Genomic DNA, 24210 nt, shown 5'->3' on the forward strand with positions numbered 1-24210 from the left:
GTGGCTCGGGTGCGCATCAGTTCCGTGGCACCACGGCCTTGCCGTCGACGTAATCCGTCAACGCTGGCGTATAACCAATCCGCATCGCGTTGATGTGCAGGATCTCGCCTTGCCTGAGCGGGATGGTCTCGCCGCCATAGACGGCCCACCTCGGCGGTGCGGCACGCTGATCTCCTACCCTGGCGAATCCCTTCCCGAGCATTTCGCCAGCCAGGCGCTCGTAATCCCAGCTCTGCACGATGTGCGGAGTCTCGGCGGACATGCTGCTGGAGCGTTCGATCCAGTAGCCAATCGAAGCCCCAGGCGTGGCACAGGCAATCCGCACGCCATTGCCTGCCCTGTGAACTTCGGGCATCGCGGTCGCGGGCGGTGCGTTCCCACCCAGCCACATCTGCTTCAGCATATCCCGCTCGGGAATACCGCCCATGTCGCCGTATTGGGCCGTCCAGGCGTGGAAGGCCAGTCTCAACTCCTCAAGCTTGCTCTTGTAGAGAGGGTCGCTTGCCAGGTTGTGCAGTTCCCAGGGGTCCTGTTCGGCGTCATAGAGTTCCTCCACCGGCTTGGTCTGGAACCATGCAGCCGTCGAGGCCGGAAGCGTGCCCTCTGCCTTCCGCTGCAGGATGTCGCGCATCATCGGCAGCATCATGCGGAACGTCAGGTTCTGGTAGTACGGCTTGTCCGGCATGTAGTTGTAGAGATAACGAAAGCGTGCGTCCCGCACCATCCTGACCCGGTCGTATTCGGTATCCATGCGGTCGCGCGCAGCAAAGACGTAGCGGCGCGGCACCGTGGCCCGCTGAGCGCCCAGGAATGCCTGGCCCTGCATGTAGGCCGGGATCCGCACGCCTGCCAGCGAGAGCATGGTCGGCGCGAGGTCGACGCCGCTGACCAGTTCGTCGCTGCGGGTGCCAGCGTGCCTGCCGCCCGGATACCGCACGATGAACGGCACGTGTGTGCCGCGCTCCAGGACCTCCCGTTTCATCCACGGGAGATTGCCGCCATTGTCGGCAAACAGGAAAATGGTGGTCTGGTCATAGAGACCATCGTCCTTGAGCATCCGGATCAGTTCGCCAACTTGCCGATCCATCAACTCGATATTGGTGTACATGCGTGCGATATCGCCGCGCACTGCCGTCGTGTCGGGAAAGATTGGCGGCACGGAGACACTGGCCGGTTCCACGCGCAGCGGATCCTTGCGCAAGGCCACCATGGATTCGTGCGTCAGGAAGAAATTGAAGACGGAAAAGAACGGCTTGCCCTTGGGGCGGTTGCGAAACGATGCGGCCGGGCCATTCTCGTCCCATACCGTGACCGGCGCCTCGAACTGGTAATCCTGCTTCTGGTTGTTGGTCGTGTAGTAGCCCGCGCGGCGCAGGTATTCCGGGAAGGCCTTGACCTGTTCCGGCAGCACCACGGAATAGACTGCCGGAATGCCCTCGGGCCTTTGCGGCGCGCTGCGCCCGGGAATCTGGAGCTCTCCGGCGCCTGTGCGCATGTGATGCGCACCGACCGATGTGGGATACATGCCCGTGATCAGGGCGGCTCGCGCCGGCGCACAGACCCCCGCTGTCTGATAGGCATGGGTGTAAATCACACCTTCCCTGGCCAACTGATCGATGTTGGGCGTATTGACCTCGTGATTGCCGTATGCGCCGATGAAGGTCGTGATGTCCTCCACCGTGATCCAGAGAATGTTCGGTTTGGACTGCTGCGGCTCTGCGTGGAGCAGACCGGGCTGGACGACCAGCAGCAACAAGACGCCACTCATGACCCGGCGGGTTATGCCAGCCAGGTCGGCAAGCGGATTTCTCGTACAGTGCTTGATGAGATTCGTGAAGTGCATGGCTGCATTTCCATTGATGTCACAATCGGGCCAGCCTGGGCTGGTGTCCTGCGCGGCAAGTCGTCTGTCGCGATGCCGCTGCCGCGGGTCAGTTCCCGCCTTGCCCCGCCCCGCCGCGTTCGACCGTCACCCGGTCGAACTCCGGCGCCGCCTTCATGAATGAGCGTTCGAACGCCTCGGCGTTCTGCTGCAGCCGCTGCAGGATCTCGGGCTCGCTCGCGGCCTTGTCGAACTTCTCACCCGGATCGCGTCCCAGGTTGTACAAAGTCGGCTTGGCCATCCTGGGTTCCAGGCCACCCTCGGGATTGCGCCCGGTGACGTCATAGAAGTTGACCTTCCACTCGCCTTCGCGCCAAGCCTGCAGACGACCGCGGTAGAAATAAGGCATCACCTGGCGCGGACTAGGCGCTTGCCCACGCAGCGTCTTCTCGAGGTCCATGCCATCGATGGCAACGTCGGGCAGCTTTCCCTTGGCCAGCGCCGTAAAGGTCGGCAGGAAGTCGTAGGTGGCACCGATGCCGTCCACCACCGCCGGGCGAATCGTGCCCGGCCACCAGAACAACGCTGGCACCCGGGCGCCACCCTCGTATGTCGAGGATTTTCCGTCGCGCAGCATGCCCGCCGATCCCACCAACTCTTCGTACAGGATCCAGGGACCGTTGTCGCTGACAAACACCACCAGCGTATTCTTGGCATCGCGGCTGCGGCGCACGGCCTCCAGCACCCGCCCTACGCTGTGGTCGAGCTCTGCGATAGCGTCTCCTACCGGGCCACCCTTACTGCTGCCGACGAACTCGGGAGCAGGCATATGCGGGAGGTGGGGCTTTTCGTATCCCACCCAGGCCAGGAAAGGCTTGTCATGGGAGCGGTTGATGAAGTTGACGACCTGGTCGGTCAGCCGCTTGTTGTAACTGGGCTGATCCACCGGGCGCTCGATCACCTGGTCCCGATAGTCGACCTTGCCATTCATGACGACCCGCTGACTCGAGATCAACGGCGAATTCCAGTAAGCGCTCTTCGGATCGCGGAAGGCTGCGACGGCTTGCCGATAGTAAAGGGCATAAAGCTCCTTGGGAGACTCACCCTTTGCATAGCGCTGGCGTAGCTCCTTGATACTCACCCCACCGGGAATGCCGGTGAAGTACGCATCGTTCGACATTGGCATACCCCACCAGTCATCGAAGCCGTGACGTGTCGGGTAGGCGCGCGGCGCGTCGCCCAGATGCCATTTGCCAAACAGGGCGGTAGCGTAGCCGGCGTCATGCAGCACGCTGGCGACAGTCACTTCGCGGTCTGGAAAGCCATAAGGGTCACCTTCGACCTGCACACTGTTGAGAGCACCGTACAAGCCGGAACGCGTCTCGACCCGTCCTGTCAGCATTGCGCCGCGGCTGGGCGAGCAAACCGGCGAACTGACATAGAAGTTGGTCCAGCGCTGGCCTTCGGCCGCCATCCTGTCAAGATTCGGCGTGCGGAACACCGGATGGCCGTAGCTACCGAGATCGCCCCAGCCCATATCGTCCGCGATCAGCAGAACGATATTGGGACGGGCAGCCGCGCCAGGCTCCGGCGCCGCCAATACCTGCGACAGCGGCGCCGCGAGCGCGAGGACACCCATGGTACCCAGCGCCCACCACCGCGAGATGCACCTGACGCGCGCCATGGTCATGCTTGCGAAGGCAGCCGACTGCCTCGGCCGCTTCACAGCGAAATGTTCTTTGATCGCATTCTGATCCATTTACTTTGTCTCCTGTCTGTCTGGAGCCGGCTTCACGGTTGTTCGCGAGGACTGCCAGGCGCTCTCGTCCATGACCAGCCGAAAGCCCAGGTGCGACATGCTTGAGTAAGGGTCCGTCCCTCGCCTCGCACTCGGGCGATAGCTCAGGCAATAGTCCTGATTGCAGAGGAAGGAGCCTCCTCGGATCACGCGCCTGGGCGCGCCTACCGGCACGCCGGGCTCGGAAGGGTCCCAACTGTCGCCAGGCCCTTCCGGATCGACCGGCTCCTTCCCGGTTGCCGCCTCCCGACTGAACTGATCAGCGCGATACCGGTCCGCCACCCATTGCCAGGCGTTTCCGGTCATGTCGTAGAGTCCATAGCCGTTGGCCGGGAAAGTCCCGGCAGCGCTCGTACCGATCGCCCCGCCCGCCTTGGGGCTGACCACCGGGAAGGGTTGCTCCTGCTGTCCTTGCCAGACATTGGCCATCTGCTTGCCACTTGGGGCGAACTGATCGCCCCAGGCATAGGTGGCCTGCTCCAGGCCGCCACGCGCCGCAAACTCCCATTCAGCCTCGGTAGGTAGCCGCTTGCCGGCCCACCTGGCATAGGCCTGCGCATCCTCATAGGAAACTTGCACGACCGGATGGTTGTCCTTGCCATCGATGGAGCTGCCAGGGCCCTGCGGATGACGCCAGTCCGCGCCTGGCACAAAGCGCCACCAGCGCGAGTAGTCCTGCAGCGGCACCGGACGGTCGGCTCCGGCGAAGACCAGGGCACCCGGCACCAGCACACTGTCGGGTGGGCGCGGCGTGCCCGGCGGGACCTGTACCCTGATCGTCTCCCAGTCCGGCTTCATTTCGGCGGTAGTGATATAGCCGGTAGCGGCCACGAAGGCGCGGAACTCGGCGTTGGTCACGTGGTGCCGGTCCATCCAGAAGCCGCGTACGCGCACCTTGTGCGCGGGACGCTCGTTGTCCTGCGCGAGCTGGTGGTTGCTGCCCATCAGGTATTCACCGCCGGGTATCCATGCCATGTCTTGCGGGCCACGGATGCTGTCGCCGATGATGATTCTGGGAGCAGCCTTCGCGGGGGCAGGCGCTACAGTCCGGGGGGACTGCACACTGTGCGACATGCCGGCCGTCACACCGACCGCTCCCAGCACGGCGATGGCCGTGGCGGTCCACAGTGAGGTGCGCAACAAGTGCCGCATCTTGGCGTGCTTCATATTGAGCCTTGCGGCGCGGCCGGGCGACCAGCCGCGCCGTTCCATGAAGTTTCAGAACTTATGACGAATGCCGGCCGCCATACCCATCTGGTTATTCTTCCCCTCGGCAAGGAAAGCACCATTCGCGAATCCGATTGCCGGGGAATCGAGGTTCAAGCCGGAATTCCGCGCATAGGCGATCGTGAAATAAACGTCTGTGCGCTTGGAGAAGTTGTAGTCGGCAATGAAGTTCAACTGCCACGGATTCACGGGATTGACGTCGGGCTGCACGGCAGTGGTCCTCAACGTTCTTCGATCGTCATAGTAGTAACCCAGTGTCAGCGTAAGTGCTTGTGTGGCACTGAAATTGACGCCGGCCCACCAGAAGTTGTCGCGCACCAGCGTGCTACCACCTGCATCCTTGTTTTGCCCCCACCGATAGCCGGCCATCCACTTGGCCCGGCCCGTCTCATAGCTTGCGGCGAACGCCAATTTCCGGGATGTGCCTGTGCTTCCAGGCGTGACTGCAGGATTCCATTGATCGTAAGTGACCCCGACGCCAAGGCCGGCGCCCAGGTACATCAGGCCCGCACCATAGGCCGCATTGTCCTTGGGATGACCGGGTGTTTCACCCGCACCCTGCCCAGCAACAGGAGTCAGGCCAAACTTGGCAAGACCTGCCCCAAAGCTATAGTGTGCTTTGGCAGTGAATGGCCCCATGACGGCCGTGTACTTCACCGCGTTGTCCAGCCCTCCGCCACTGGCGGTTCCGCCAAGCAACGCGACGGATGGTTCGAACAGTGGCGCGAACTTGGCGGGCATGAAGTTCCCCAGCGTTTCATACATGCTGGTGTTTTGCCGGCCGAGCGTGATCTGCCCAAGTTCGCGGCTTTGCAGACCCACGTATGCCAACCGTCCAAACATGGTGCCCGCTCGCGTCACCTGCCCGGAGTCGGCCGCAAAGCCGCTTTCCAGGACAAACAGGGCATTCAGGCCCCCGCCCAGATCTTCCACGCCGCGTAACCCCCAACGCGAGCCCGACATGCCACCGGCGGCCTCCAGCGAGAACTTGCTGCCGCCGGGCTGCCGTGTGACAGCGCCAGTGACCGGATTGATGACCGGCGCGACCGGCGCCAGATTGTTGACGTATTCGACTGGCACATCGATGACGCCATATATCGTAATGCTCGATTGGGCATGGGCCACTCCCATGCTCCCGGCGGTAAGTGCCAATGCAACACCGCTTGCAAGATGCATCTTCCCTTTCACGATCTTCTCCACCCGTTTTTTTGTTGTCTATTCGCGCCAAGCGTCGCACTAGTTTCGATATGCCGGATCGATCCGATCCAGCTTGCGAAGGAGCGCAGGCCAGACGAAGGCAGCGCCCAGTCCACCGGTCTGAACCCGGATCGCATGGGCCACACCCCTGACAATCTCCGCGGGTACATGCTCCAGTTCCGCACTGGCCTGCGCGGCTATCTGGATCTGGCATGCGGATTCCAGGACGTACATGCTCATAAATGCGTCGGCCACCGTCTTGCCGACGGTCAGCAAGCCGTGGTTGCGCAGGATCAGGTGGTTGGCCTCCCCCAGATCCGCCTGCAGGCGGGGTTTTTCTGCCTCGTGCATGGCAACGCCTTCATAGGCGTGGTACGCGAGCGAACCGAGCACAAAGGTGGACTGCTGGCTGAGCGGCAACAGGCCCGCCTTCTGCGCGCTGACGGCGACGCCACAACGCGTATGGGTGTGCAGGACGCACTGCGCGTCTGCCCTGGCATCGTGCACGGCGCTGTGAATGACGAAGCCGGCCGGGTTCACGGGGTAAGGCGACTCCTGAACCTTGTTGCCGTTTGCGTCGATCTTCAACAGGCTGGAGGCCGTGATCTCATCGAACATCAGTCCATACGGATTGATCAGGAAATGGTGGGCATCCCCTGGCACGCGCGCGCTGATGTGCGTAAACACAAGATCGCTCCATCCATATAGCGCGACGAGCCGATAGCAGGCCGCAAGGTCGACGCGCAATTGCCATTCTTCCGGGCTGACGCTGTCCCGGATGCAGGTTGAAGTGGTGGCAGTCATGATTTGTCTCCTGTCAGTCAATTTTTTCTGTGAGGGAATTTCGCGTCTAGCGACCGAACTCACGTTCGCCGAGCGTTGTCTCGCCGTCCAGGCAGAGGTCGGTCGCGGAACGGCCCAATGCAACGCGATAGCGGCCCGCCTCGATACGCCAGCGCCCGGTCGAGGCCTGAAATCGCGCGAGCAAGCGGGGTTCGGCACTTACCGTCACGCAAACCGACTCGCCCGGTGTCAGCGAAACGCGCTTGAACCCGAGAAGGCGCATGCGCCGGTCTCCAGCCGCTTCCGTGAGATAGAGCTGAGGGACATCCGGGCCTTCGCGCGTGCCTGTATTGGTGACGGTAAAGGTGGCCGTCACCGTCTCGTCGTCGCCGCTGACGTGGAAGCCGTCATAGGCAAACTCGGTGTAGCTCAGGCCATGGCCGAAACTGAACAGCGGCTGCCGGCCTGTCCGAGCGAACCAGCGATACCCGACCTCGGCGCCCTCGTGGTAATCCACCCTGATCGGCGTGCCAAGGTCGACGTCCGCACCAGGCAAGGCCGGATGGGGCATCTGTTCGACATCAACCGGGAACGTAACGGGCAGCCGGCCTGAAGGATTGACCTCGCCCGTCAGCACTTCGGTAATGGCCTGCGCTCCGGCCTGGCCGGGGAACCATGCCTGGATGATCGCACGCACGTTCTCGCGCCATGGCATTGCCACCGGGTTGCCTGTCTGGAGCACAACGATGACGTTACGGCTGACACTTGCCACCGCATCGATCATTGCGTCCTGTCCAAATGGCAGCGACATGTCGGGGCTGTCGAATCGCTCGCCCTCATGACGGATGGCATGGACGACCGTCACGTCCGCGCGTTTTGCCAGCGCTACCGCATCGGCGATATTGGCGCCACTGTCGAACTCGATCACTGCATCGGGCATCCGCGTCCGAAGTTCCGCCAATGGAGCCGGCCCGAAGAAGCGCATCGTGGTGGGGCCGAGCAGCGGATGACTCCGCAGCGGCATCTGCGCGGCGTATCCGCCGGGCGGCATGACCTGGCTGGATCCATCGCCGGACAGCACGCCGATCTGCGCATAGCCACCGATGACGGCCACGCGCTGCCTGCCTGCCGCCAGTGGCAATGCCTGGCCCTCGTTCTTCAGCAATACGATGCCTTCGCGGGCCGCTTCCAGGGCGACGGCGTTGTGTGCAGCGAAGTCCACAGGTATCGCCGGGCGCTGCAGGTCGATGCCAACGGCATAGTAGGAGCGCAGCATGCGTTGGACCATTTCGCCGATGCGCTCGCTGGATATCTTGCCTTCCTCGTATGCCTGTCTGAGCGGCTTGTTGAACCATTCCTGCGCGTCGAGTTGCGCGCCAGAGTGCTGGTCCAGGCCATGCAAGGCAAAGTCCCAACTGTAGACCGCCAGCCAGTCGGACATTACCCAGCCCTTGAATCCCATGGCGTCCTTGACCGTCTCTTGCAAGATGGCCCGGTTGCCGCAGGCATAAGCGCCATTGACGAGATTGTAGGCACCCATCAACGCGCCGGGCTGGCTCAGTTCAATGGCAATCTGGAATGCAAGGAGATCGCTTTCCCGATGGGCGGCAGGATCAATCAGGGCATCGAGGAAGAATTTGTTGGTCTCACTCGCGTTGAGCGACACATGCTTGAGTACGGCGATTACCCCCTCCTCCTGCGTACCCGACACCATTCCCGCGCCCATCAGGCCGGACAGCAGCGGGTCTTCGGAGATGTACTCGAAGTTCCTGCCGTTGCGCACGTCACGCACCAGGTTGATGCCGCCGCCAAGCGCCACGTTGAAGCCCCTTGCACGCGCCTCCTTGCCAATGACATGGCCGATTGTGCGTGCCAGAGCCGGATTGAATGTGGCACCCATGGCAAGCCCGGCGGGAAAGGCTGTGGCCTGATCCTCCCGTCCGTCTGTGTGACGCAGCCCGAGGCTGGCGTCAGCCAGTCTCAACGCCGGGATGCCCAGGCGTGGTACGCCTTGCGTGTAACCGGCGATGATCGGCAGATCCGCAGGTACGCGCGGTTCCCGCTCGGTCTTTCCGAATACCCTGACCATCAGGCTGTACAGCATCGAAAACCGCTCGTCATCCGTCATGCGGGCCTCGGTCTCACGGGCGCGCTGGTCGGGATCTGCATGAGCGGTGGCGAGCGAAGCGTTCGGCAAGGAAGGCATTGCGGAGTCCATAAGGGGATGAAGGCGGTCAGGCATCGGTTGTATTCGGCGTGCAGGCGGCCGCGGCCCTGCCCACGGCAGGGCCGCAGCGATGGGACGTGCCTGCAACAAGGAAATTGAAATCAGAGAGGGGTTCCAGCGGCAGCCTGGCGCAGGCGCAGGTCACTCAGCATTTGCGCGTGCACGCCGGGTGAAACCGGGTAGCAGAAGGCGAACAGCATGCCGATGCCAAGCAACGCCATCGGCCCTTGCCAAAGCATCGCCCACATGCCATCGATCGCGGGTTGCGCCTGGGGCTGGTTGGCGATGAAGCCGATCGCCCCGAGAAGGTGGCCGACGCCGCCGACAGCAATGGCGAGAGCGCCTTTCTGCGCAAAGGCAAACACGCCAAAGATCGTTCCCTCGCCACGGACGCCCGTGTGCCACTCGCCGTACTCCACGCTGTCGGGAATCATGGCCCACGTCGCGAGCAGCGTGGCGGCGCTGGCGAAGCCGATCACGCCAAGCAGCAGCAGAAAGACGTTGGTGCCTGGCGTACCCAGCCAGCCGAGGCACGCATACGCGCAGACGCCCAGACTGCCGCCGGACAGCGCGACCAGCCGCTTCGAGGTGCGCCGCATAACCCACGCCCAGAACGGGATGGCGATGAACACCTGAAGCGCGACAAGTCCCATCGCCGGCCCAATCAGATCCTCCCTGTGCAAGGCGTACTTCAGCACATAGGGCAGCGTCTTCGACAGGAAGGTGCTGGCGGCCGACATGGCGGTGGCCATCCCGCAGATCAACAGGAACGCGCGATTGCGCAGCACGACGGACAATGCGTCACGCACCGAAATAGTATGCGCATCGGGTCGGACGCGCTCTCTGGTGGAGAAGAATGTGAACAGGAAAACCGGGAGAGATGCCACGGCGTAGAGCATCATCACCAGCAGGAAGCCGTGCTTCTCATCCGTCGGGCTGAAGACGTGGACCAGCTTCAAGGTGGACAGCGCCACGATGAAACCCGCCGTGCTCGCGCATATCATCCGGTACGCGGCAAGACTCCCCCGCTCCCGGCTGTCGCTCGTCAGCGTTGCCATCAGCGCGTTATAGGGCATTGACAGCACGGTGTAGGTGGTCCGGAACAGCACGTGCGTGCCCAGGACAAAGGCAAGCAAGCCGATCCCCTTTATCCCGACAGGCAGGAACATCGCGACAAAACTAATGGCAAGCGGGACGCAGCCGAACAGCAGGTATGGCCGATAACGGCCCCAGCGCGTGCGCGTACGGTTTGCGATATAGCCCGCAACCGGGTCACAGAAGGCATCCCATAGCATGGCGCCACCGAAAATCCAACCTGCGGTGACGGCGGACAGTCCCACCACGTCCGTGTAGTAATACAGGAGGTAAAGCGTGGTCGCCTGCCAGTACAGGTTGAATGCGAAATCACCTATGCCGAAGCCGATCCTGGTCCGAAAGGGGAGCCTTTCGTCGCGGTCTGGCGCGGCCACCAGCGATGCTGGCGACGCTACTGATTCGAGTTTTGCAGCCTTCATGAGCAGTCTGACCAATACGAGATTCGGCGTACCACAGCTTGCGCCCTGGGCGGGCTAGCCGCGACAAAAAACCATTCGTGATTCACGCTTGGTCTTGTACGAAACTATCCATGTGGATAATTTTGCAACGGCGGGCTGCGAGTGTCAAGCGTGCCGTGGGTCCTCCTGCCTCAGTACAATCCCTGAACCGGACGAGTTTGCGGCAGGAGTAGCCGTAGGACCCCCATTAACTTTTTGAGGAAATTGGAGATGCGTGCTGCCAGGCAAGCACAACAGGAACGAAGCGAACAGACTCGCGCCGAGATACTTGGCATCGCATTGGAGCAGTTCTCGACTCGCGGTTTCGATGCGGTGAGCTTGCGCGATATCGCGGAAGTGGCCGGCGTCAATCACGCCATGATCCGCTACTACTTCGGTAGCAAGGAAAATCTCTGGCGCGAAAGCGTCACGTATCTGTTCGACCGTTTCGCCAAAGAATTAGCGCCGCCACAGCCAGGCACAGAGGGCTACTCCCTGGATGCGGTGAAGGAGTACGTCCGTAACTATGTCCGGTATTGCGCGCACCATCCGGAACACGCTCGCCTGATGATGCAGGAGGCCAACCGCGACTCCGAGCGTCTGAAGTGGATGGCAGAAGCGTTTATCCGGCCGCGTCACGATCTGACTGTCCCGCTGATCAAGGAGGTCAGTAAGCTGGCAGAGGGGCTCAACCAGATCGATCCCGTGATGCTGCTGTACATGGTCACCGCTATCGCACAGGTTCCCTATCTACTCACTGCGGAAATGAAGTATGCGCACGGTATCCATGCAATGCGCGAGAAGACGATTGAGGCCCATTGCGAGGCCGTACTGGCGTTTATCTTCCGATAGCAGTGCGTAGCGCTCTTACGCCAGCAGCCTGTTAAATGTGTAGCGTACGATGAAAATCGGGCCCGGACATTTCCTAACCGCCCTCGGCGGCTAGCTGTTCTCGAGGCCGAAGAGCCTAGTCGCAATACTTGTGATGATGAATCGGGCCTTGCGTGCGGTAGCGCTTTGTATTGCCGGCGGTCTTGCCTTGGCCGCACATGGAGCCGATCGATGGCCGGCGCGGCCAGTGAAACTGGTGGTGCCGTTCGCGCCGGCGGGTCGCAACGATGTCTTCGCCCGGTTGATTGCTCAGAAGGTCGGCGAAGGACTGCCGCCGGCCGGGCGCGCTGAACTATGCATCGAGCGGCAACGGCACTGGTTCGCACCTGACGGCAGTGCTGTTTGGCAGCACCGCCAACGTCAAGCTTGAGCACGTGCCCTACAAGGGAACAGGGCCTGCGCTGACCGACCTGGTCGGCGGCCAAGTCGATTTCACCTTCTGCGTGATTCCGCCCGTGCTGCAACTCATCCGCTCCGCCAAGCTGCGGGCTCTGGCCGTGACTGGCGCGAAGCGCTCCATCTTGCTGCCGAACGTGCCGACAGTGGCGCAGGCTGCGTTGCCCGGCTTCGAGAGCACACCCAGCTACGGCATTCTCGCGCCGCGCGGCACGCCGAAGGCGGTAGTCGACGATCTGCATGCGCGCATCGACAAGGTCACCTTCACCGCAGCTTCTTGACCTCAGGCTAGCAGTGCCATTCGACCAGCCGGACACGACCCTGCTGTCATTCGACTGTGATCCTGTTGTCCTTCACCAGTTTCGCCCAGCGCGCCAGCTCAGTATGCACGAACTTGCCGAATGCATCGGGTCGGCTCCTAACGGGGACAACACCAAGCGCGGTCAGTCTTGCGTTGACCTTCGGATCGATTATCGCGGCACTGACCGCCCCGGCCGATGGCACGGATCCATGCTGCTGGTGGGGGCTCTGGCCGATGACGACAGGGATATCTCGAAAAAGCGCTTCGCCAAGTCGCATGCAAGGTCGACATTGCCGCTACACAGCAGGTGTGAGGCCAAAAGGCGGTCTTCCACAAGCGTGCCAAGCGAGCCATCACGGTCCCCGAAGATCCGCTGGCCCAGCGTAACGACAATCATGATAGTTGCGCCGTCAGAGCGCGTAGTTCCTCGAGAAGCTTGATCGAAGGACCGGGCAGCATGCCGGCCCTTCGACGGAACGCAGTCAGTACTCTTTTGTCGCTTGCGCCTGGTATCGCCAGAGCGTCGATGAGCCCCGCCTTGCGCTCGGCGTCGTACATGGGCTCGGGCATCCAGCCAAGGAAACCTGAACGGCCAATCAAGCTCTTGAGCGCAGTGACGGAGCGTGTTTCGACGACGACGTTGGGCAAGGCCAGGTTCTGTCGCGAGAACACCTTCTTCATATGCTCGAAAGGCGCGGTTCCCTTCGGCAGCATCGCCCAACGCTCTTGCAGCGTATCAGCGAGCGTGAGATTTGGCTTTTTTCGCAAAGGATGGCGCCGACCAGCCACCACGTAGCTGGTGTCCTCCCAACGGCAATCCTTGACAGCGACGATTTCGTCAGTGTCCTCAACGTCGACCCCCAGCGCCAGATCGATTTCGTGCGAGACAAGCGCATCCGCAAGGCGATCCCAGACGCCTTCGATGATCTGGACTTGAAGATTTGGCCACTTCTTGCATGTGCTGCCGATTGCCAATGGAAGCACCAGGCAGGCGATGCTGCCGACTGCGCCGACGCGAATCGTTCCTTTCGCCAAGCCCAGCATCGCCTTGATGTGCTCATTCGCATGCTCGGACTCGCGTTGCAAAAGGAGCGCGTGGGGCTGCAACGCCCTTCCCACATCCGTCAACTGCATACCCTTTGAGTGACGCTCGAACAGAGGTGCGCCAACCTGCTCCTCGAGTCGACGAATCGTGCGACTCAGCGCCGGTTGCGTCACGTTCAGAGCGTCAGCCGCCCGACCAAGGCTTCCGGACGAAACGATGGCGTTGAAGGCGACCAGATATTGGAGATCGAAAGTCATGCCGAACGGTAATGACTTTCTCTCAAAAAAGCAATTTTCATGAGAGTGACGAGCTTCCACACTTGTGCCATCGAGACAAGCGCTGCGACTCGTCCAGCGCACAACAGAAGGAAAGCGCGAAATGACCGGACCCGTACCACTCGCCGTCGTCGAAGCAGCCAGGCAACCCGGCACCGTTACCGTTCGCGACGCCGTGGTCGACCTCATGCGTCGTTTCGGCATGACATCCGTGTTCGCGAATCCCGGTTCGACCGAGCTCCCGATGTTTCGCGATTTCCCAAGCGACTTCCGCTACGTGCTGGGTCTGCAGGAGGCTACCGTGGTCGGGATGGCGGATGGCTACGCCCAGGCCACGCGAAACGCTTCCTTCGTGAACTTGCATTCGGCAGCAGGCGTGGGCAATGCGATGGGCAATATCTTTACCGCTCACAAAAATCGCACGCCGATGGTCATCACGGCAGGCCAGCAGGCGCGTTCGATCCTCCCTTTCGACCCATTCCTGTCTTCCGCGCAGCCCACTGAACTCCCCAAGCCCTATGTGAAATGGAGCATCGAACCAGCGCGCGCTCAAGACGTGCCACAGGCCATCGCGCGGGCGTACTACATCGCGATGATGCCGCCGCGCGGCCCCGTGCTCGTGTCGGTGCCGGTAGACGACTGGGACCAACCCGCAGAGTTCGTGCCGGCAAGGGTTGTGAGTACGGAACTTCGCCAGCAGCCTGCCGTTCTGGCGCAAATCGGCGATGCGCTGGATGCAAGTCATCGACCGGCGATCGTCGTAGGCGCCGCGATCGATCGGGACAACGCGTGGAACGAGGTCGTTGCTCTGGCTGAGGCGCACAACGCCCGCGTGTGGGCAGCGCCGATGTCGGGCCGGTGCAGTTTCCCCGAAGATCATCGGCTGTTCGCTGGCTTCCTGCCCGCAATGCGCGAGCGGATCGTCGAACTGCTCGGTGAACATGACCTGATCCTGGCCATTGGTGCGCCCGCGTTCGCGTATCACGTCGAAGGCGCGGGACCACACATCCCAAGCGGTGCTACGTTGTGCCAGTTGACCGAGGACCCGGATACCGCGGCTTGGACGCCGGTTGGAATGTCGGCTGTCGGCAGCATCCGCCTGGGAGTTCTTGATCTGCTCGCCCGCCCGGCGCCCCAGGTTCGAGCCGTGCCGCCAGCCAGGATCAGGGCGCCGAAGGCAGAGCCTTCGCCGTTGATGTCGGTTGCCTATGTCCTTCAGACGTTGGCGGAAGTGAAAGCGCCCGAGGACATCGTAGTCGAGGAAGCACCGAGCGCGCGCCCGGTGATGCAAGCCTATCTGCCGATCACCCGCAGCGAAACCTTCTTCACGATGGATAGCGGCGGTCTCGGCTACGGCATGCCGGCAGCCGTGGGCGTAGCGCTCGGCAAACCGGGCAGCCGCGTCATCTGCCTGATGGGCGACGGTTCCAGCATGTACTCGATACAGGCGCTGTGGACCGCAGCGCAACTCAAGCTGCCGATCACTTTCGTGATCCTGAACAACCGTCGGTACGCCGCGCTACAGGATTTCGCGCCCGTGTTCGGGTTCTCTGCAACCGATGTCGTTCAGGGAACAGAACTGCCCGACATCGATTTCTTGTCGCTGGCAAAGGGCATGGGATGCGCTGCCACACGCGTCGGCGATTCCAGCGATTTGCGGGCGGTGCTCGACCTTGCCCTGGCCGGCAAGGCGCCAAACGTCGTGGAGGTTCAGGTCGCCTGAACGCACCGCCCGCTCCAGCTTCCATACAAGACCCTTCCGGAGACAACCAATGAAGATCTCGATGCTGATCAACGGTGAGCAAGTCCAGGCCCGCAATGGCGCCACCTTCGAGCGGCGCAATCCGCTTGACGGCAGCGTTGCGACGGTCGCGCCCGCGGCCACCGAGGAAGACGCGGTCGCGGCCGTCGACGCTGCCGCCGCGGCCTTCAAGACCTGGTCGCACACTGGCCCAACCGAGCGCAGAACGATGCTGGCGAAAGCCGCGCAAGCGCTCGAAGCGAAAGCCGAAGCATTCGCGGCTGCCGTGGCGTCCGAGACCGGCGCATCAGCGATCTGGGCAGGCTTCAACGTTCACCTTGCGGCCGGTATGCTTCTCGAGGCCGCATCGCTGACCACACAGATCGGCGGCGAAATCATTCCTTCCGACGTGCCAGGCAACCTCGCCATGGGTGTGCGACAGCCAGCGGGAGTCGTTCTGGGCATCGCCCCGTGGAACGCGCCCGTGATCCTGGCCGTACGGGCCATCGCGACGCCACTGGCTTGTGGCAATACGGTGGTGCTCAAGGGCAGCGAAATCTGTCCTGCGACACACGGCCTCATCATCGAGGCGCTGCAAGAGGCCGGGCTACCCAAGGGCGTGGTGAACTTTGTCACCAATGCGCCGGCCGACGCGGCTGCTGTAGTCGAAGCCATGATTTCGCACCCGGCTGTGCGACGAGTGAACTTCACGGGATCAACCCACGTCGGCAAGCTCATTGCCGTAACCTGCGCTAAGTACCTGAAGCCCGTGGTTCTCGAACTCGGCGGCAAGGCGCCGCTGGTCGTCCTCGACGACGCCGATATCGATGCCGCCGTCAACGCGGCCGTATTCGGTGCGTTCGCCAACTCGGGACAGATCTGCATGTCGACCGAGCGGATCGTCGTCGATTCGGCCATCGCCGATGATTTCGTTGCCAAGTTGAGTGCACGTGCATCGAGTCTTCCGCTCGGTGATCCGCGTCTGGGCCCGGTGGTCCTCGGCTCAGTCGTGGACATGGGCACGGCAAAGCGCTGCAACGAACTGATCGATGATGCGCTTTTGAAAGGCGCGAAGCTCGTGGCGGGTGGCAAGGCGAACGACACGCTGATGCCCGCGACCCTGCTCGACCACGTAACGCCGGACATGCGCATCTTCCGCGAGGAGGCTTTCGGCCCCGTGAAAGGCATCGTGCGTGTCAGTGGCGTCGAAGAGGCGGTCGCTTGCGCCAACGATAACGAATACGGCCTCGCAGCCGCGGTCTTCGGCCGTGATGTGGCGCGCGCCATCCAGGTGGCGGGACGCATCGAGTCCGGCATTTGCCACGTGAACGGGCCCACGGTGCATGACGAAGCGCAGATGCCATTTGGCGGCGTCAAGGGCAGTGGCATTGGGCATTTCGGCGGAAAAGCCGGTGTCGATGCCTTCACCGACCTGCGATGGGTGACCGTTCAAACGAGCCCGCGCCACTACCCCTTCTGAGACAGACACCGCAATGAAAACACGAGTTGCCATCATCGGTGCCGGCCCGGCCGGGCTGATGTTGTCCCGAAGCCTGCACCGGCAAGGAATCGAGTCGATTGTCCCCGAGACCCGCAGCCGCGAAGCCATCGAGGCCGCGATCTAGGACACCACTACTGCTACTACCATGGCGCACAGACGCCAGAGCGCTCAATCAGGAGACAAGACATGATCGAACGAACCCCGTCAGCCGTTGGCGCGCAAGCTTTTCGAGCGCGCAACCAATGCCAGCGCATGCTGCCGACGACCTGCACCCTGGGAGTACGCGCATGAACTCCCAAGCGGTTCCCTTCAAGGGCAATGCCGACATCGGTCGTCTGCTCGACGACGGCGCCTATACGACCGTGCAAAAGGTTGTGGTCTTCCTGGCAGCCATGTCCATTGTGATGGACGGCTTTGACGGCCAACTGATCGGCTTCGCGATTCCGCTGATGATCAAGGAGTGGAACATCACGCGAAGCGCCTTCGCCCCAGCGGTCGCCGCTGGCCTCATTGGCATGGGGATCGGCAGCGCCTGCGCAGGCCTGTTCGCGGACCGATTCGGCCGTCGGATGGCGGTCATCTCCAGCGTCTTTGTCTTCGGCGCAGCGACCTGCGCCATTGGCCTTGCGCCCGATGTCCTGACCGTGGCCGCACTCAGGTTTGTCGCCGGCCTGGGCATTGGCGGTGCACTGCCGAGTTCGACCACGGTCACGGCCGAGTTCACGCCGGCGCGCCGCAGGACGCTCGCAGTCACGGCCACGATCGTCTGCGTGCCGCTCGGCGGCATGCTGGCGGGCCTCTTTGCCGGTGAAATCCTGCCCGCATTCGGCTGGCGCGGACTGTTCTTTATCGGTGGAATTTTTCCAATTGCGCTGGCTACCATTCTTCTGTTCACGTTGCCGGAGACGCCTCGATTCCTTGCACGCCATCCGGCACGATGGGATGAGCTGGGCAAGCTGCTAGGGCGCATGGGGCATCCGATGGCTGCCAATGCAACGTACACCGACGCCGCGGAGCAGGTCGTAGAAAAGCGGGCCGGGTTTGGCACGCTGTTCTCGGACGGTCTGGCGCGCGACACGCTGGCAACGTGGGCTGCGTTCTTCCTGTGTCTTACCGCCGTCTACAGCGCCTTTAGCTGGCTGCCGACGATGTTGGCATCGGAAGGATTGTCGATGGCCGTCGCCGGCTCGGGGTTGACCGCCTACAACCTCGGAGGCGTAGTTGGTGCGTTGGTCTGTGCCGTTGCGATAACGCGATTCGGGTCACGTTGGCCCTTGGTGCTGTGCTGCGCCGGTGCAGCCGCAAGTGCATTCGCGATGCAGACCCTGAATGCCGGGCGCGACACGCACCTGTTGATCTTCGGCTTCGGTGTGCATGGCATGTTCGTCAATGCAGTGCAGTCCACCATGTATGCGCTGTGCGCGTTCATGTACCCCACCAGCGTCAGAGCAACCGGAACCGCGTCCGCGCTGGCATTCGGACGGCTGGGCGCGATCCTCAGTGCATTCGCAGGGGCAGTGGTCATTACGGCCGGAGGTGCAATGGCTTATCTCGCACTACTTGGCACCGCGATGGTCTTGTCAATGTTCGCGCTCCTTGTCGTCACGCGTCACATCCCGAAGCCTGGTGGGCGGCTAAAGCCGAGGCCCGCGGCGGCAATCACTAGCTGAAATTCTTAGGGCAATCATGAAAATTACCATCGTCGGCGCTGGCGCCATGGGCTCAATGTTTGGCGGCTTGCTGGCTGAGTGCGGCAATGACGTCACGCTGATCGACATTAACGATGCACACATCGGCGCCATCCGATCGGATGGCTTGCGATTGGTCACGGACAACGGCGATCGGCGTGTGAAGGCGCTCAAGATTTGCCGACCTGAGGAAGCTCGGGAACTGCCCGAGTTGCTGGTGATCTTTACCAAGACCCTGCACACTGGCGCCGCGCTCCAGGGCGTCAAGCACCTGATTGGTCCGGATGTCCATGTGCTGTCCCTGCAGAACGGCTTAGGCAACGTCGAAAAGATCAGCGAGTTCGCCTCGGCAGAGCGCATCCTCATCGGCGTGACCACCTGGCCGGCCGACATGGTTGCGCCTGGCCACGTGCACTCGCATGGCAAGGGTATCGTCAGACTCATGGCCGCTGATGGCAACGTCCGATCGATCGTCACCGCGGTCTCCGAGACGCTCTCGGCCGCCGGTCTCCAGTGCAGTTCGGACGCCACCGTATGGGCTGCGATTTGGGAGAAGGTCGCGTTCAACGCCGCGCTCAACAGCATCTGCGCCGTAACTGGGTGCACAGTCGATCAGCTCGGTACTACGCCTGAAGGTAGCCGCCTCGCCGAGCAAGTCGTCGTTGAAGTGCTGTCGGTCGCACAGAGGCTCGGTATCGAAGTGAATCCATCCAAGTGCAAAGCCAATGTCGCAGGCGCCATTGCTCAGCACAAGGGGCACAAGCCATCGATGTTGCAGGACGTTCAGGCCGGACGCCGCACCGAGATCGAAGCGATCAATGGAGCAGCGGTCGCCACGGCCGAGCGCTTAAACATGAAGCTGCCAACAACCGAAACGCTGCTGTCGCTCGTGCGCCTCGTCGAGGCGCGGGCAATTGCCTGTCATCAGCCGTCTCTTTCATGAACACATCAGGATCAACCCCGTCATGCGTTTGAATGGGAGGCCTTCGTCGAGAACGCGGCCTCATGCTCGATGACTTACTCGCACGACGGATTCCCAATGCGTGTAGCCGGTCCCAAGCGATCACGAGCGCTATCTCTTCAATAGACGCGGCGCGGGGCAGAGCACAGTCGCACGCAATTTGGAGGATCCACGCACGTCATCAGTTCGGTGTATTCGTCCTCGGCGGCATGTTGATGACATGGTTCGTGGGCCACGCTGCCGAACCACGCACAACGACTATGTCGTGCTGTTCACGAAGATCCCCTGGGCCCCATCATGGAGCCCACTTCGACCAAACGAGCGCACATTTCTTGATTCAGGGAGAAGACGGCTTCACCCTTGCAAGCGGTCATCGACGCGGAACAGGTACGTAAGACTGGAGTGAGTCGGCAAAGGACACCCGCCAGCCGGTAGCAGAAATCATCCCGGCCGCCTCAAGAACCCGGCGCAGCGCCTGACATCAGCGTTCCATACAACGCCTGCGCAGCAGGCTGCAATGGCCTGTCACGGCGCCGTATCAGTGCAAGGATCCGATCTACGGTGGGTTCGACCAGCGGAATGCCACAAAGGCGGGGATGATCGTGCGGTAGCGCCATGCCAGGCAGCACTGCCATCCCTAGCCCGGCCTCTACCAGGGCCAGCACGCCAACCACGTGGTTGGCTTCGTAGTGGATGGTGGGTCGTCGTTCCAGGTGGGCAATGGCGTTCTCGATCAAGTTGCGATTACCACTTTGCTTCGACACGCTCACCATTCGTTGGCCCGCCAATTCTTCCCAGGCAATGCAGTCCCGTCCGGACCATGGATGGTCGCGCCGCAACGCGAGCCGGTAGGGCTCGGCGCGGACAGCATGAAATTCGATGTTGGGTTCCTGGGCCCCCATGAAATTGATCCCAAAATCGGACTCTCCCGACATGACGCTGGCCAGTACTGCATTCGCGTTTTCATCGATCACGTGCACACGCACGCCCGGATGCTGGCTGCCAAACCGATGAATAGCGTCGGGCAGGAAGTGCAACGCTGCCGACGGTATCGCCGCCACAGTCACCAGCCCGCGCTGGAGAGAGACCTCGTCGCCGAGCCGCAGCACCGCGCTGTCGAGAATGGCCAGCGCAGCGCGGGCCTCCTCCAGGAACTGCCGTCCGATGTGGGTCGTCTCCACCCGGCGCGTGGTCCGCTCGAGCAGGCGCGAGCCGAGCGTTCTCTCCAGCTTCTCGATACGCCGGCTGAGCGCAGGCTGAGAAATGTGAAGCGCCTCCGCGGCCATTCGAAAGCTGCCTTTTTCCGCGATGGCGACAAACGCCTGAAGGTCCTCGAGACCGAAATTAATGCGCGTCATGCATCAGCTATTGAAAACATTGCAATTCACAGATTAGTCGTTACGCAATACGCTAGCAATGCCTAGGCGGGACGTCGTGACGTGCCGTGAAGCGCACAACAAACACGAATCCCGGAGACCCACCTTGAAATTCGCAGTTCGCTTTCTGTTGCTCCCCCTGACCCTTGCCGCCTGTACCGTGACCGCCAGCGCCGAAACCTGGCCGGCGAAGCCCGTGAAGTTCGTCGTGCCGTTTGGCCCTGGCGGTGCCAACGACCTGGTTGCCCGCGCCGTGGCCGACGCGGCGTCCAAGCAGCTTGGGCAGCCCATCATCGTGGAAAACAAGCCGGGCGCCGGCTCGGTACTGGGTGCAGACTATGTCGCCAAGTCAGCCCCGGACGGCTATACGTTCCTGGCGCCGGCGGCCGGCGTCATCACCAACGCCATGATCAAGGCACACCTGCCGTACAAGGAGCAAGACCTGGTACCGGTGGCCTTGCTTGCAGTCAGCCCGTCGATCATCGTGGTGCCGGCCGACTCGCCGATCAAGGACCTCAAGAGCCTGGTCGCCCTCGGCAAAGGGAGCAAAAGCCTGAACTTTGCTACGGCGGGCACCGGCAGCACGCCGCATTTCGTTGCCGAGATGCTGAAGGTAGCGACCGGCGCCAAGCTCGAGATCATTCCCTACAAGAGCGGGTCGGAGGGCATGGTGGCCGTGGTCGGCAAGCAGGTGGACGCGACTTCGGAAGCCAGTGTCGTGGTGCTCCCGCAGGTAAAAGGCGGCAAGCTCCGGGCCATCGCTTCAACCTGGAATACGCGCATTGCCGCAATGCCCGATGTGCCCACCACTACCGAACTCGGCTATTCCGGCATCTTCATCGGCCACTGGTCTGGAGTATTCGCACCGCGCGGCACCCCTGAGGCGATTCTCGACAAGATGAACAAGGCCATCGACGCCGCCATCAAGTCACCGGAACTGCGCGCCCGCCTGATCCCGCAAGGCATTCAGCCAATGGGCGGAACGCGCGCGGATTTTTCCAAGTTCCTGGCAGCAGAAAAGGGCCGCCTCGGCCCGATCGCGCGTGCCGCCAACATGAAGGAAGACTGACGAGCGGTGCAGTGCATTGCCATCAGTCCAGGGAGACAGCATGAAATTCGCAACGTCTGCAGCCAGGCACGCCATCCCGCTCCTGCTGCTCTGGTTGGCAGGTCCAGCCTGGGCGGATGAGATCCGTGTCATTACTTCGGGCGGCTTCACCGCCGCCTACCAGAAACTGGTGCCACTGTACGAGGCCGCCACACAGGACCACGTCATCACCGCGTACGGTGCATCGATGGGCAATGCCCCCGATTCCATTCCCAGCCGGCTAGCGCGAGGCGAGACATTCGATGTGGTGATCCTGGCGGACTCAGGGCTCGACAAGCTGGTAGAGGAAGGCAAAGTGGCGCCGGGGAGCCGCGTCGACCTGGCGCGCTCGCTGATCGGCATGTCAGTGCGCAAGGGGGCGCCAAAGCCGGATATCAGCACTGCAGAAGCCGTGAAGCAAACGCTGCTCAACGCCAGATCGATCGCTTATTCCGCCAGCGCCAGCGGCACCTATCTTTCCAACGAGCTGTTTCCCCGGCTCGGCGTCGCGGACAAGATCAAGGACAAGGCCCACAAGGTCTACAGTGAGCGAGTCGGCACCGTGGTCGCGCGCGGCGACGCAGACATCGGCTTTCAGCAGGTAAGCGAATTGCTGCCGTTCAAGGAACTGGATTTCGTTGGCCCGCTGCCTGAGGACCTGCAACAGAAAGTCTTCTTCGCAGCCGGAACGATTGCAGGTCGCCAGACAGCGGCCACCTCGAGGTTTGTCAGCTTCCTGGCCTCGCCAGCGGCGGCTGCGATTGTCGGCAGCACCGGACTCGAACCCGTGGCGACCCCACTGCCGCCGCCAGCGCCGCCGGTGCTCGGACAACCGCCGAAGCCCTGATGCCTGCGGGCCCGCCGATGTGCCTCGCACGCCAGAGGCGGCCATCGGTTTGTCCGTACCGTCGATTTCCGCGCCCAGGCGACGCCGGCACAATGGGACGCAGCGCTGGCTAACGTCGGCGCCGTCAGGCCGCCAGGGATGCAAGCGAACTACCGTCGCCCCATCCGCACGATCCCTTCTTCCGGCGGCGATATCTCCAACGTTGCCAGCAGCAGCCCCATGCCCGCCAGAATGTGATACTGGCTGGCAATCTCCGTGTACTCACTGGTCACATAGGCGGTGCGCGCACTGAAGTATTCGTTCTCGGCGTTGAGCAAGTCCAGCAGGCTGCGTTGCCCAATCCGGAACTGCTTGCCATAGCTGGCCCGTGTCGCGTCGCTGGATTCGACATATTGCCCAAGGATGGCAACACGGTCATGCGCGGTAAGGTAGGCATTGTAGGCCTGCGACACGCCTTCCTGTACCTGCCTTCGAACGCTATCCAGGTTTTGCATCGCTTCCTGTATCTGGTACCCCGCCTCGTTGATACGCGCCTTGTCGGCATTGCCGCGAAAAATGTTGTAGCGCAAGCGGAGCATTACGCTGCGCTCGTCGGTGGTGCCGAGCACGCGGTCACGGTCCCGGTTCATGCTGACTTCGAGATCCAACCTCGGGTACATCGCCGACCTGGCGAGCGATCGTGTCGCCTCGGCCGCGGCAATATCGGCCTGCGCGGCATTCAGTGATGGATGGCTGGCATATGCGACCTGCACGGCTTGAACTTCCGTCGCGGGCAGCGCGGCGGCGAGCGAGGTCGGCCGGGACAGCTCTTGCGGCAATACGCCCACCACGCGCCGGTATGCGGTCAGGGCGTCCTGGAGACTGCCTTGCTCCGCCCTGAGGGCGGCCCGGGCCTGCGCCAGACGGCTTTCGGCCTGGAACAGGTCCGCGCGGCGCAGCACGCCGTTCTCCGCGCCCGTCCGGATGTGCTCGTGGATCCGCTCGTGTGTCTCGAGGTTGGCCATGGCGATCGCCACGGTTTCCCGGCGGCGCATCACTTCCAAATAGACCGCGACCGTTCGCAGTGCGATGTCCTCCGCCGTGGCGCCGACACGGTATGCGGCCCCGTCGATCTTCGCGCCCTGGCGGTCCACTTCGCTGCTGACGGCAAAGCCGTCGAACAGCATCTGCGAGATCGTGACGCCGGCGGCATGGCTGGCATAGTTCGAGTCGGCCAGCCCCATCAGTCGCGTGTTGTGGCTGTCCAGCCGCACCTGGCCGGTAGCCGCATTTACATCGACGCGGGGCAGGTAGCCGGCCTGCGCCTGCTTCAGCCCCTCGTCGGCGGCCAGCCGCCGGCTCCCCGCGGCCAGTACCTCGGGATTGGTATGCACGGCCTGATCCACCGCCTGCCGCAATGCCTGCGGGGCGGCCGCGGTCGGCAACAGCATGGCGACCCACAGCAGCACGCATGCCAGCCGGCATGGCGTCGTTCCCATAATTTCCCCAATCGGGCGCTCTTGCGGCTTGCCTGCC

General features: G+C 62.5%; 19 protein-coding genes and 1 pseudogene. 9 read left to right on the forward strand and 11 right to left on the reverse strand.

The features are described 5' to 3' along the window. Window positions 1–16 precede the first annotated feature (16 nt). The 7 genes from AC3FKH_RS08270 to AC3FKH_RS08300 form a co-directional block, all read right to left on the reverse strand. Window positions 17–1843 (reverse strand): sulfatase family protein, encoded by a 1827-nt coding sequence (locus AC3FKH_RS08270; protein WP_488674523.1) that lies wholly within the window; start codon window positions 1841–1843, stop codon window positions 17–19. Between the two features lie 88 nt (window positions 1844–1931). Continuing rightward, window positions 1932–3581, reverse strand: a complete 1650-nt coding sequence (locus AC3FKH_RS08275) for a sulfatase-like hydrolase/transferase (RefSeq protein WP_488674525.1) — start codon at window positions 3579–3581, stop codon at window positions 1932–1934. Continuing rightward, window positions 3582–4787 (reverse strand): formylglycine-generating enzyme family protein, encoded by a 1206-nt coding sequence (locus AC3FKH_RS08280; RefSeq protein ID WP_488674873.1) that lies wholly within the window; start codon window positions 4785–4787, stop codon window positions 3582–3584. 51 nt (window positions 4788–4838) lie between these two features. Beyond that, entirely contained in the window at window positions 4839–6035 is a 1197-nt protein-coding gene (locus tag AC3FKH_RS08285) for a porin (RefSeq protein ID WP_488674527.1), read from the reverse strand. A gap of 48 nt (window positions 6036–6083) precedes the next feature. After that, entirely contained in the window at window positions 6084–6848 is a 765-nt protein-coding gene (locus AC3FKH_RS08290; protein WP_488674875.1) for a class II aldolase/adducin family protein, read from the reverse strand. A 46-nt stretch (window positions 6849–6894) separates the two neighbouring features. After that, window positions 6895–9033: a beta-glucosidase family protein gene (locus AC3FKH_RS08295; RefSeq protein ID WP_488674529.1), complete on the reverse strand. Its 2139-nt coding sequence runs from the start codon at window positions 9031–9033 to the stop codon at window positions 6895–6897. 122 nt (window positions 9034–9155) lie between these two features. Then, the gene (locus AC3FKH_RS08300; protein ID WP_488674531.1) at window positions 9156–10568 is read right to left on the reverse strand and encodes an MFS transporter; all 1413 of its coding nucleotides are present in this window, start codon (window positions 10566–10568) and stop codon (window positions 9156–9158) included. 249 nt (window positions 10569–10817) lie between these two features. Here AC3FKH_RS08300 and AC3FKH_RS08305 point away from each other — a divergent pair, with 249 nt between their 5' ends. Together AC3FKH_RS08305 and AC3FKH_RS08310 are read left to right on the forward strand one after the other, a co-directional pair. Beyond that, window positions 10818–11438: a TetR/AcrR family transcriptional regulator gene (locus AC3FKH_RS08305; RefSeq protein ID WP_488674533.1), complete on the forward strand. Its 621-nt coding sequence runs from the start codon at window positions 10818–10820 to the stop codon at window positions 11436–11438. A 284-nt stretch (window positions 11439–11722) separates the two neighbouring features. Then, a complete protein-coding gene (locus AC3FKH_RS08310) occupies window positions 11723–12154 on the forward strand; it encodes a tripartite tricarboxylate transporter substrate-binding protein (RefSeq protein WP_488674535.1) in 432 nt (143 codons plus the stop codon). Between the two features lie 46 nt (window positions 12155–12200). On the opposite strand, the gene AC3FKH_RS08315 is transcribed toward AC3FKH_RS08310, so the two are convergent. Together AC3FKH_RS08315 and AC3FKH_RS08320 are read right to left on the reverse strand one after the other, a co-directional pair. Further along, window positions 12201–12452 (reverse strand): hypothetical protein, encoded by a 252-nt coding sequence (locus AC3FKH_RS08315; protein WP_488674537.1) that lies wholly within the window; start codon window positions 12450–12452, stop codon window positions 12201–12203. A 115-nt stretch (window positions 12453–12567) separates the two neighbouring features. Next, window positions 12568–13476, reverse strand: a complete 909-nt coding sequence (locus tag AC3FKH_RS08320) for a LysR family transcriptional regulator (RefSeq protein WP_488674539.1) — start codon at window positions 13474–13476, stop codon at window positions 12568–12570. Window positions 13477–13597: 121 nt separating this feature from the next. Between AC3FKH_RS08320 and mdlC the strand changes: the two genes are divergently transcribed. From mdlC to AC3FKH_RS08345, 5 genes and pseudogenes are all read left to right on the forward strand, one after another. Further along, window positions 13598–15217, forward strand: coding sequence for a benzoylformate decarboxylase (gene mdlC, locus AC3FKH_RS08325; protein WP_488674540.1), 1620 nt, complete (start codon window positions 13598–13600; stop codon window positions 15215–15217). 49 nt (window positions 15218–15266) lie between these two features. Continuing rightward, on the forward strand, window positions 15267–16715 hold the full coding sequence (locus tag AC3FKH_RS08330) for an aldehyde dehydrogenase (protein ID WP_488674542.1): 1449 nt from the start codon (window positions 15267–15269) through the stop codon (window positions 16713–16715). A gap of 13 nt (window positions 16716–16728) precedes the next feature. Next, window positions 16729–16857, forward strand: a pseudogene (locus tag AC3FKH_RS08335) (FAD-dependent monooxygenase); the annotation flags it as partial. A 166-nt stretch (window positions 16858–17023) separates the two neighbouring features. Next, the gene (locus AC3FKH_RS08340) at window positions 17024–18406 is read left to right on the forward strand and encodes an MFS transporter (RefSeq protein ID WP_488674544.1); all 1383 of its coding nucleotides are present in this window, start codon (window positions 17024–17026) and stop codon (window positions 18404–18406) included. A 16-nt stretch (window positions 18407–18422) separates the two neighbouring features. After that, window positions 18423–19367 carry a ketopantoate reductase family protein gene (locus AC3FKH_RS08345; protein WP_488674545.1) on the forward strand — a complete coding sequence of 315 codons (945 nt, stop codon included), beginning with the start codon at window positions 18423–18425 and terminating at the stop codon, window positions 19365–19367. A gap of 473 nt (window positions 19368–19840) precedes the next feature. Here AC3FKH_RS08345 and AC3FKH_RS08350 read toward each other — a convergent pair whose 3' ends face one another. Continuing rightward, window positions 19841–20743 (reverse strand): LysR family transcriptional regulator, encoded by a 903-nt coding sequence (locus AC3FKH_RS08350; protein WP_488674547.1) that lies wholly within the window; start codon window positions 20741–20743, stop codon window positions 19841–19843. Window positions 20744–20867: 124 nt separating this feature from the next. Between AC3FKH_RS08350 and AC3FKH_RS08355 the strand changes: the two genes are divergently transcribed. Both AC3FKH_RS08355 and AC3FKH_RS08360 read left to right on the forward strand, forming a co-directional pair. Beyond that, complete coding sequence (locus AC3FKH_RS08355) at window positions 20868–21830, forward strand: Bug family tripartite tricarboxylate transporter substrate binding protein (protein ID WP_488674548.1); 963 nt, start codon at window positions 20868–20870, stop codon at window positions 21828–21830. Window positions 21831–21870: 40 nt separating this feature from the next. Next, on the forward strand, window positions 21871–22695 hold the full coding sequence (locus tag AC3FKH_RS08360) for a substrate-binding domain-containing protein (RefSeq protein ID WP_488674550.1): 825 nt from the start codon (window positions 21871–21873) through the stop codon (window positions 22693–22695). 149 nt (window positions 22696–22844) lie between these two features. On the opposite strand, the gene AC3FKH_RS08365 is transcribed toward AC3FKH_RS08360, so the two are convergent. Then, window positions 22845–24143, reverse strand: a complete 1299-nt coding sequence (locus AC3FKH_RS08365) for a TolC family outer membrane protein (RefSeq protein WP_488674551.1) — start codon at window positions 24141–24143, stop codon at window positions 22845–22847. Between the last annotated feature and the right edge of the window lie 67 nt (window positions 24144–24210).

The sequence above is a fragment of the Cupriavidus sp. 21MJTG02-4 genome (genome assembly GCF_057798975.1).

Excerpts from the sequence above, each read along its gene's own strand:
- AC3FKH_RS08295 (WP_488674529.1), bottom strand. The coding sequence starts at position 9,033 with ATGCCTTCCTTGCCGAACGCTTCGCTCGCCACCGCTCATGCAGATCCC.
- AC3FKH_RS08280 (WP_488674873.1), bottom strand. The coding sequence starts at position 4,787 with ATGAAGCACGCCAAGATGCGGCACTTGTTGCGCACCTCACTGTGGACC.
- AC3FKH_RS08305 (WP_488674533.1), top strand. The coding sequence starts at position 10,818 with ATGCGTGCTGCCAGGCAAGCACAACAGGAACGAAGCGAACAGACTCGC.
- AC3FKH_RS08340 (WP_488674544.1), top strand. The coding sequence starts at position 17,024 with ATGAACTCCCAAGCGGTTCCCTTCAAGGGCAATGCCGACATCGGTCGT.
- AC3FKH_RS08275 (WP_488674525.1), bottom strand. The coding sequence starts at position 3,581 with ATGGATCAGAATGCGATCAAAGAACATTTCGCTGTGAAGCGGCCGAGG.
- AC3FKH_RS08270 (WP_488674523.1), bottom strand. The coding sequence starts at position 1,843 with ATGCACTTCACGAATCTCATCAAGCACTGTACGAGAAATCCGCTTGCC.
- AC3FKH_RS08360 (WP_488674550.1), top strand. The coding sequence starts at position 21,871 with ATGAAATTCGCAACGTCTGCAGCCAGGCACGCCATCCCGCTCCTGCTG.
- AC3FKH_RS08330 (WP_488674542.1), top strand. The coding sequence starts at position 15,267 with ATGAAGATCTCGATGCTGATCAACGGTGAGCAAGTCCAGGCCCGCAAT.
- AC3FKH_RS08290 (WP_488674875.1), bottom strand. The coding sequence starts at position 6,848 with ATGACTGCCACCACTTCAACCTGCATCCGGGACAGCGTCAGCCCGGAA.
- AC3FKH_RS08300 (WP_488674531.1), bottom strand. The coding sequence starts at position 10,568 with ATGAAGGCTGCAAAACTCGAATCAGTAGCGTCGCCAGCATCGCTGGTG.
- mdlC (WP_488674540.1), top strand. The coding sequence starts at position 13,598 with ATGACCGGACCCGTACCACTCGCCGTCGTCGAAGCAGCCAGGCAACCC.
- AC3FKH_RS08320 (WP_488674539.1), bottom strand. The coding sequence starts at position 13,476 with ATGACTTTCGATCTCCAATATCTGGTCGCCTTCAACGCCATCGTTTCG.
- AC3FKH_RS08350 (WP_488674547.1), bottom strand. The coding sequence starts at position 20,743 with ATGACGCGCATTAATTTCGGTCTCGAGGACCTTCAGGCGTTTGTCGCC.
- AC3FKH_RS08315 (WP_488674537.1), bottom strand. The coding sequence starts at position 12,452 with ATGCGACTTGGCGAAGCGCTTTTTCGAGATATCCCTGTCGTCATCGGC.
- AC3FKH_RS08345 (WP_488674545.1), top strand. The coding sequence starts at position 18,423 with ATGAAAATTACCATCGTCGGCGCTGGCGCCATGGGCTCAATGTTTGGC.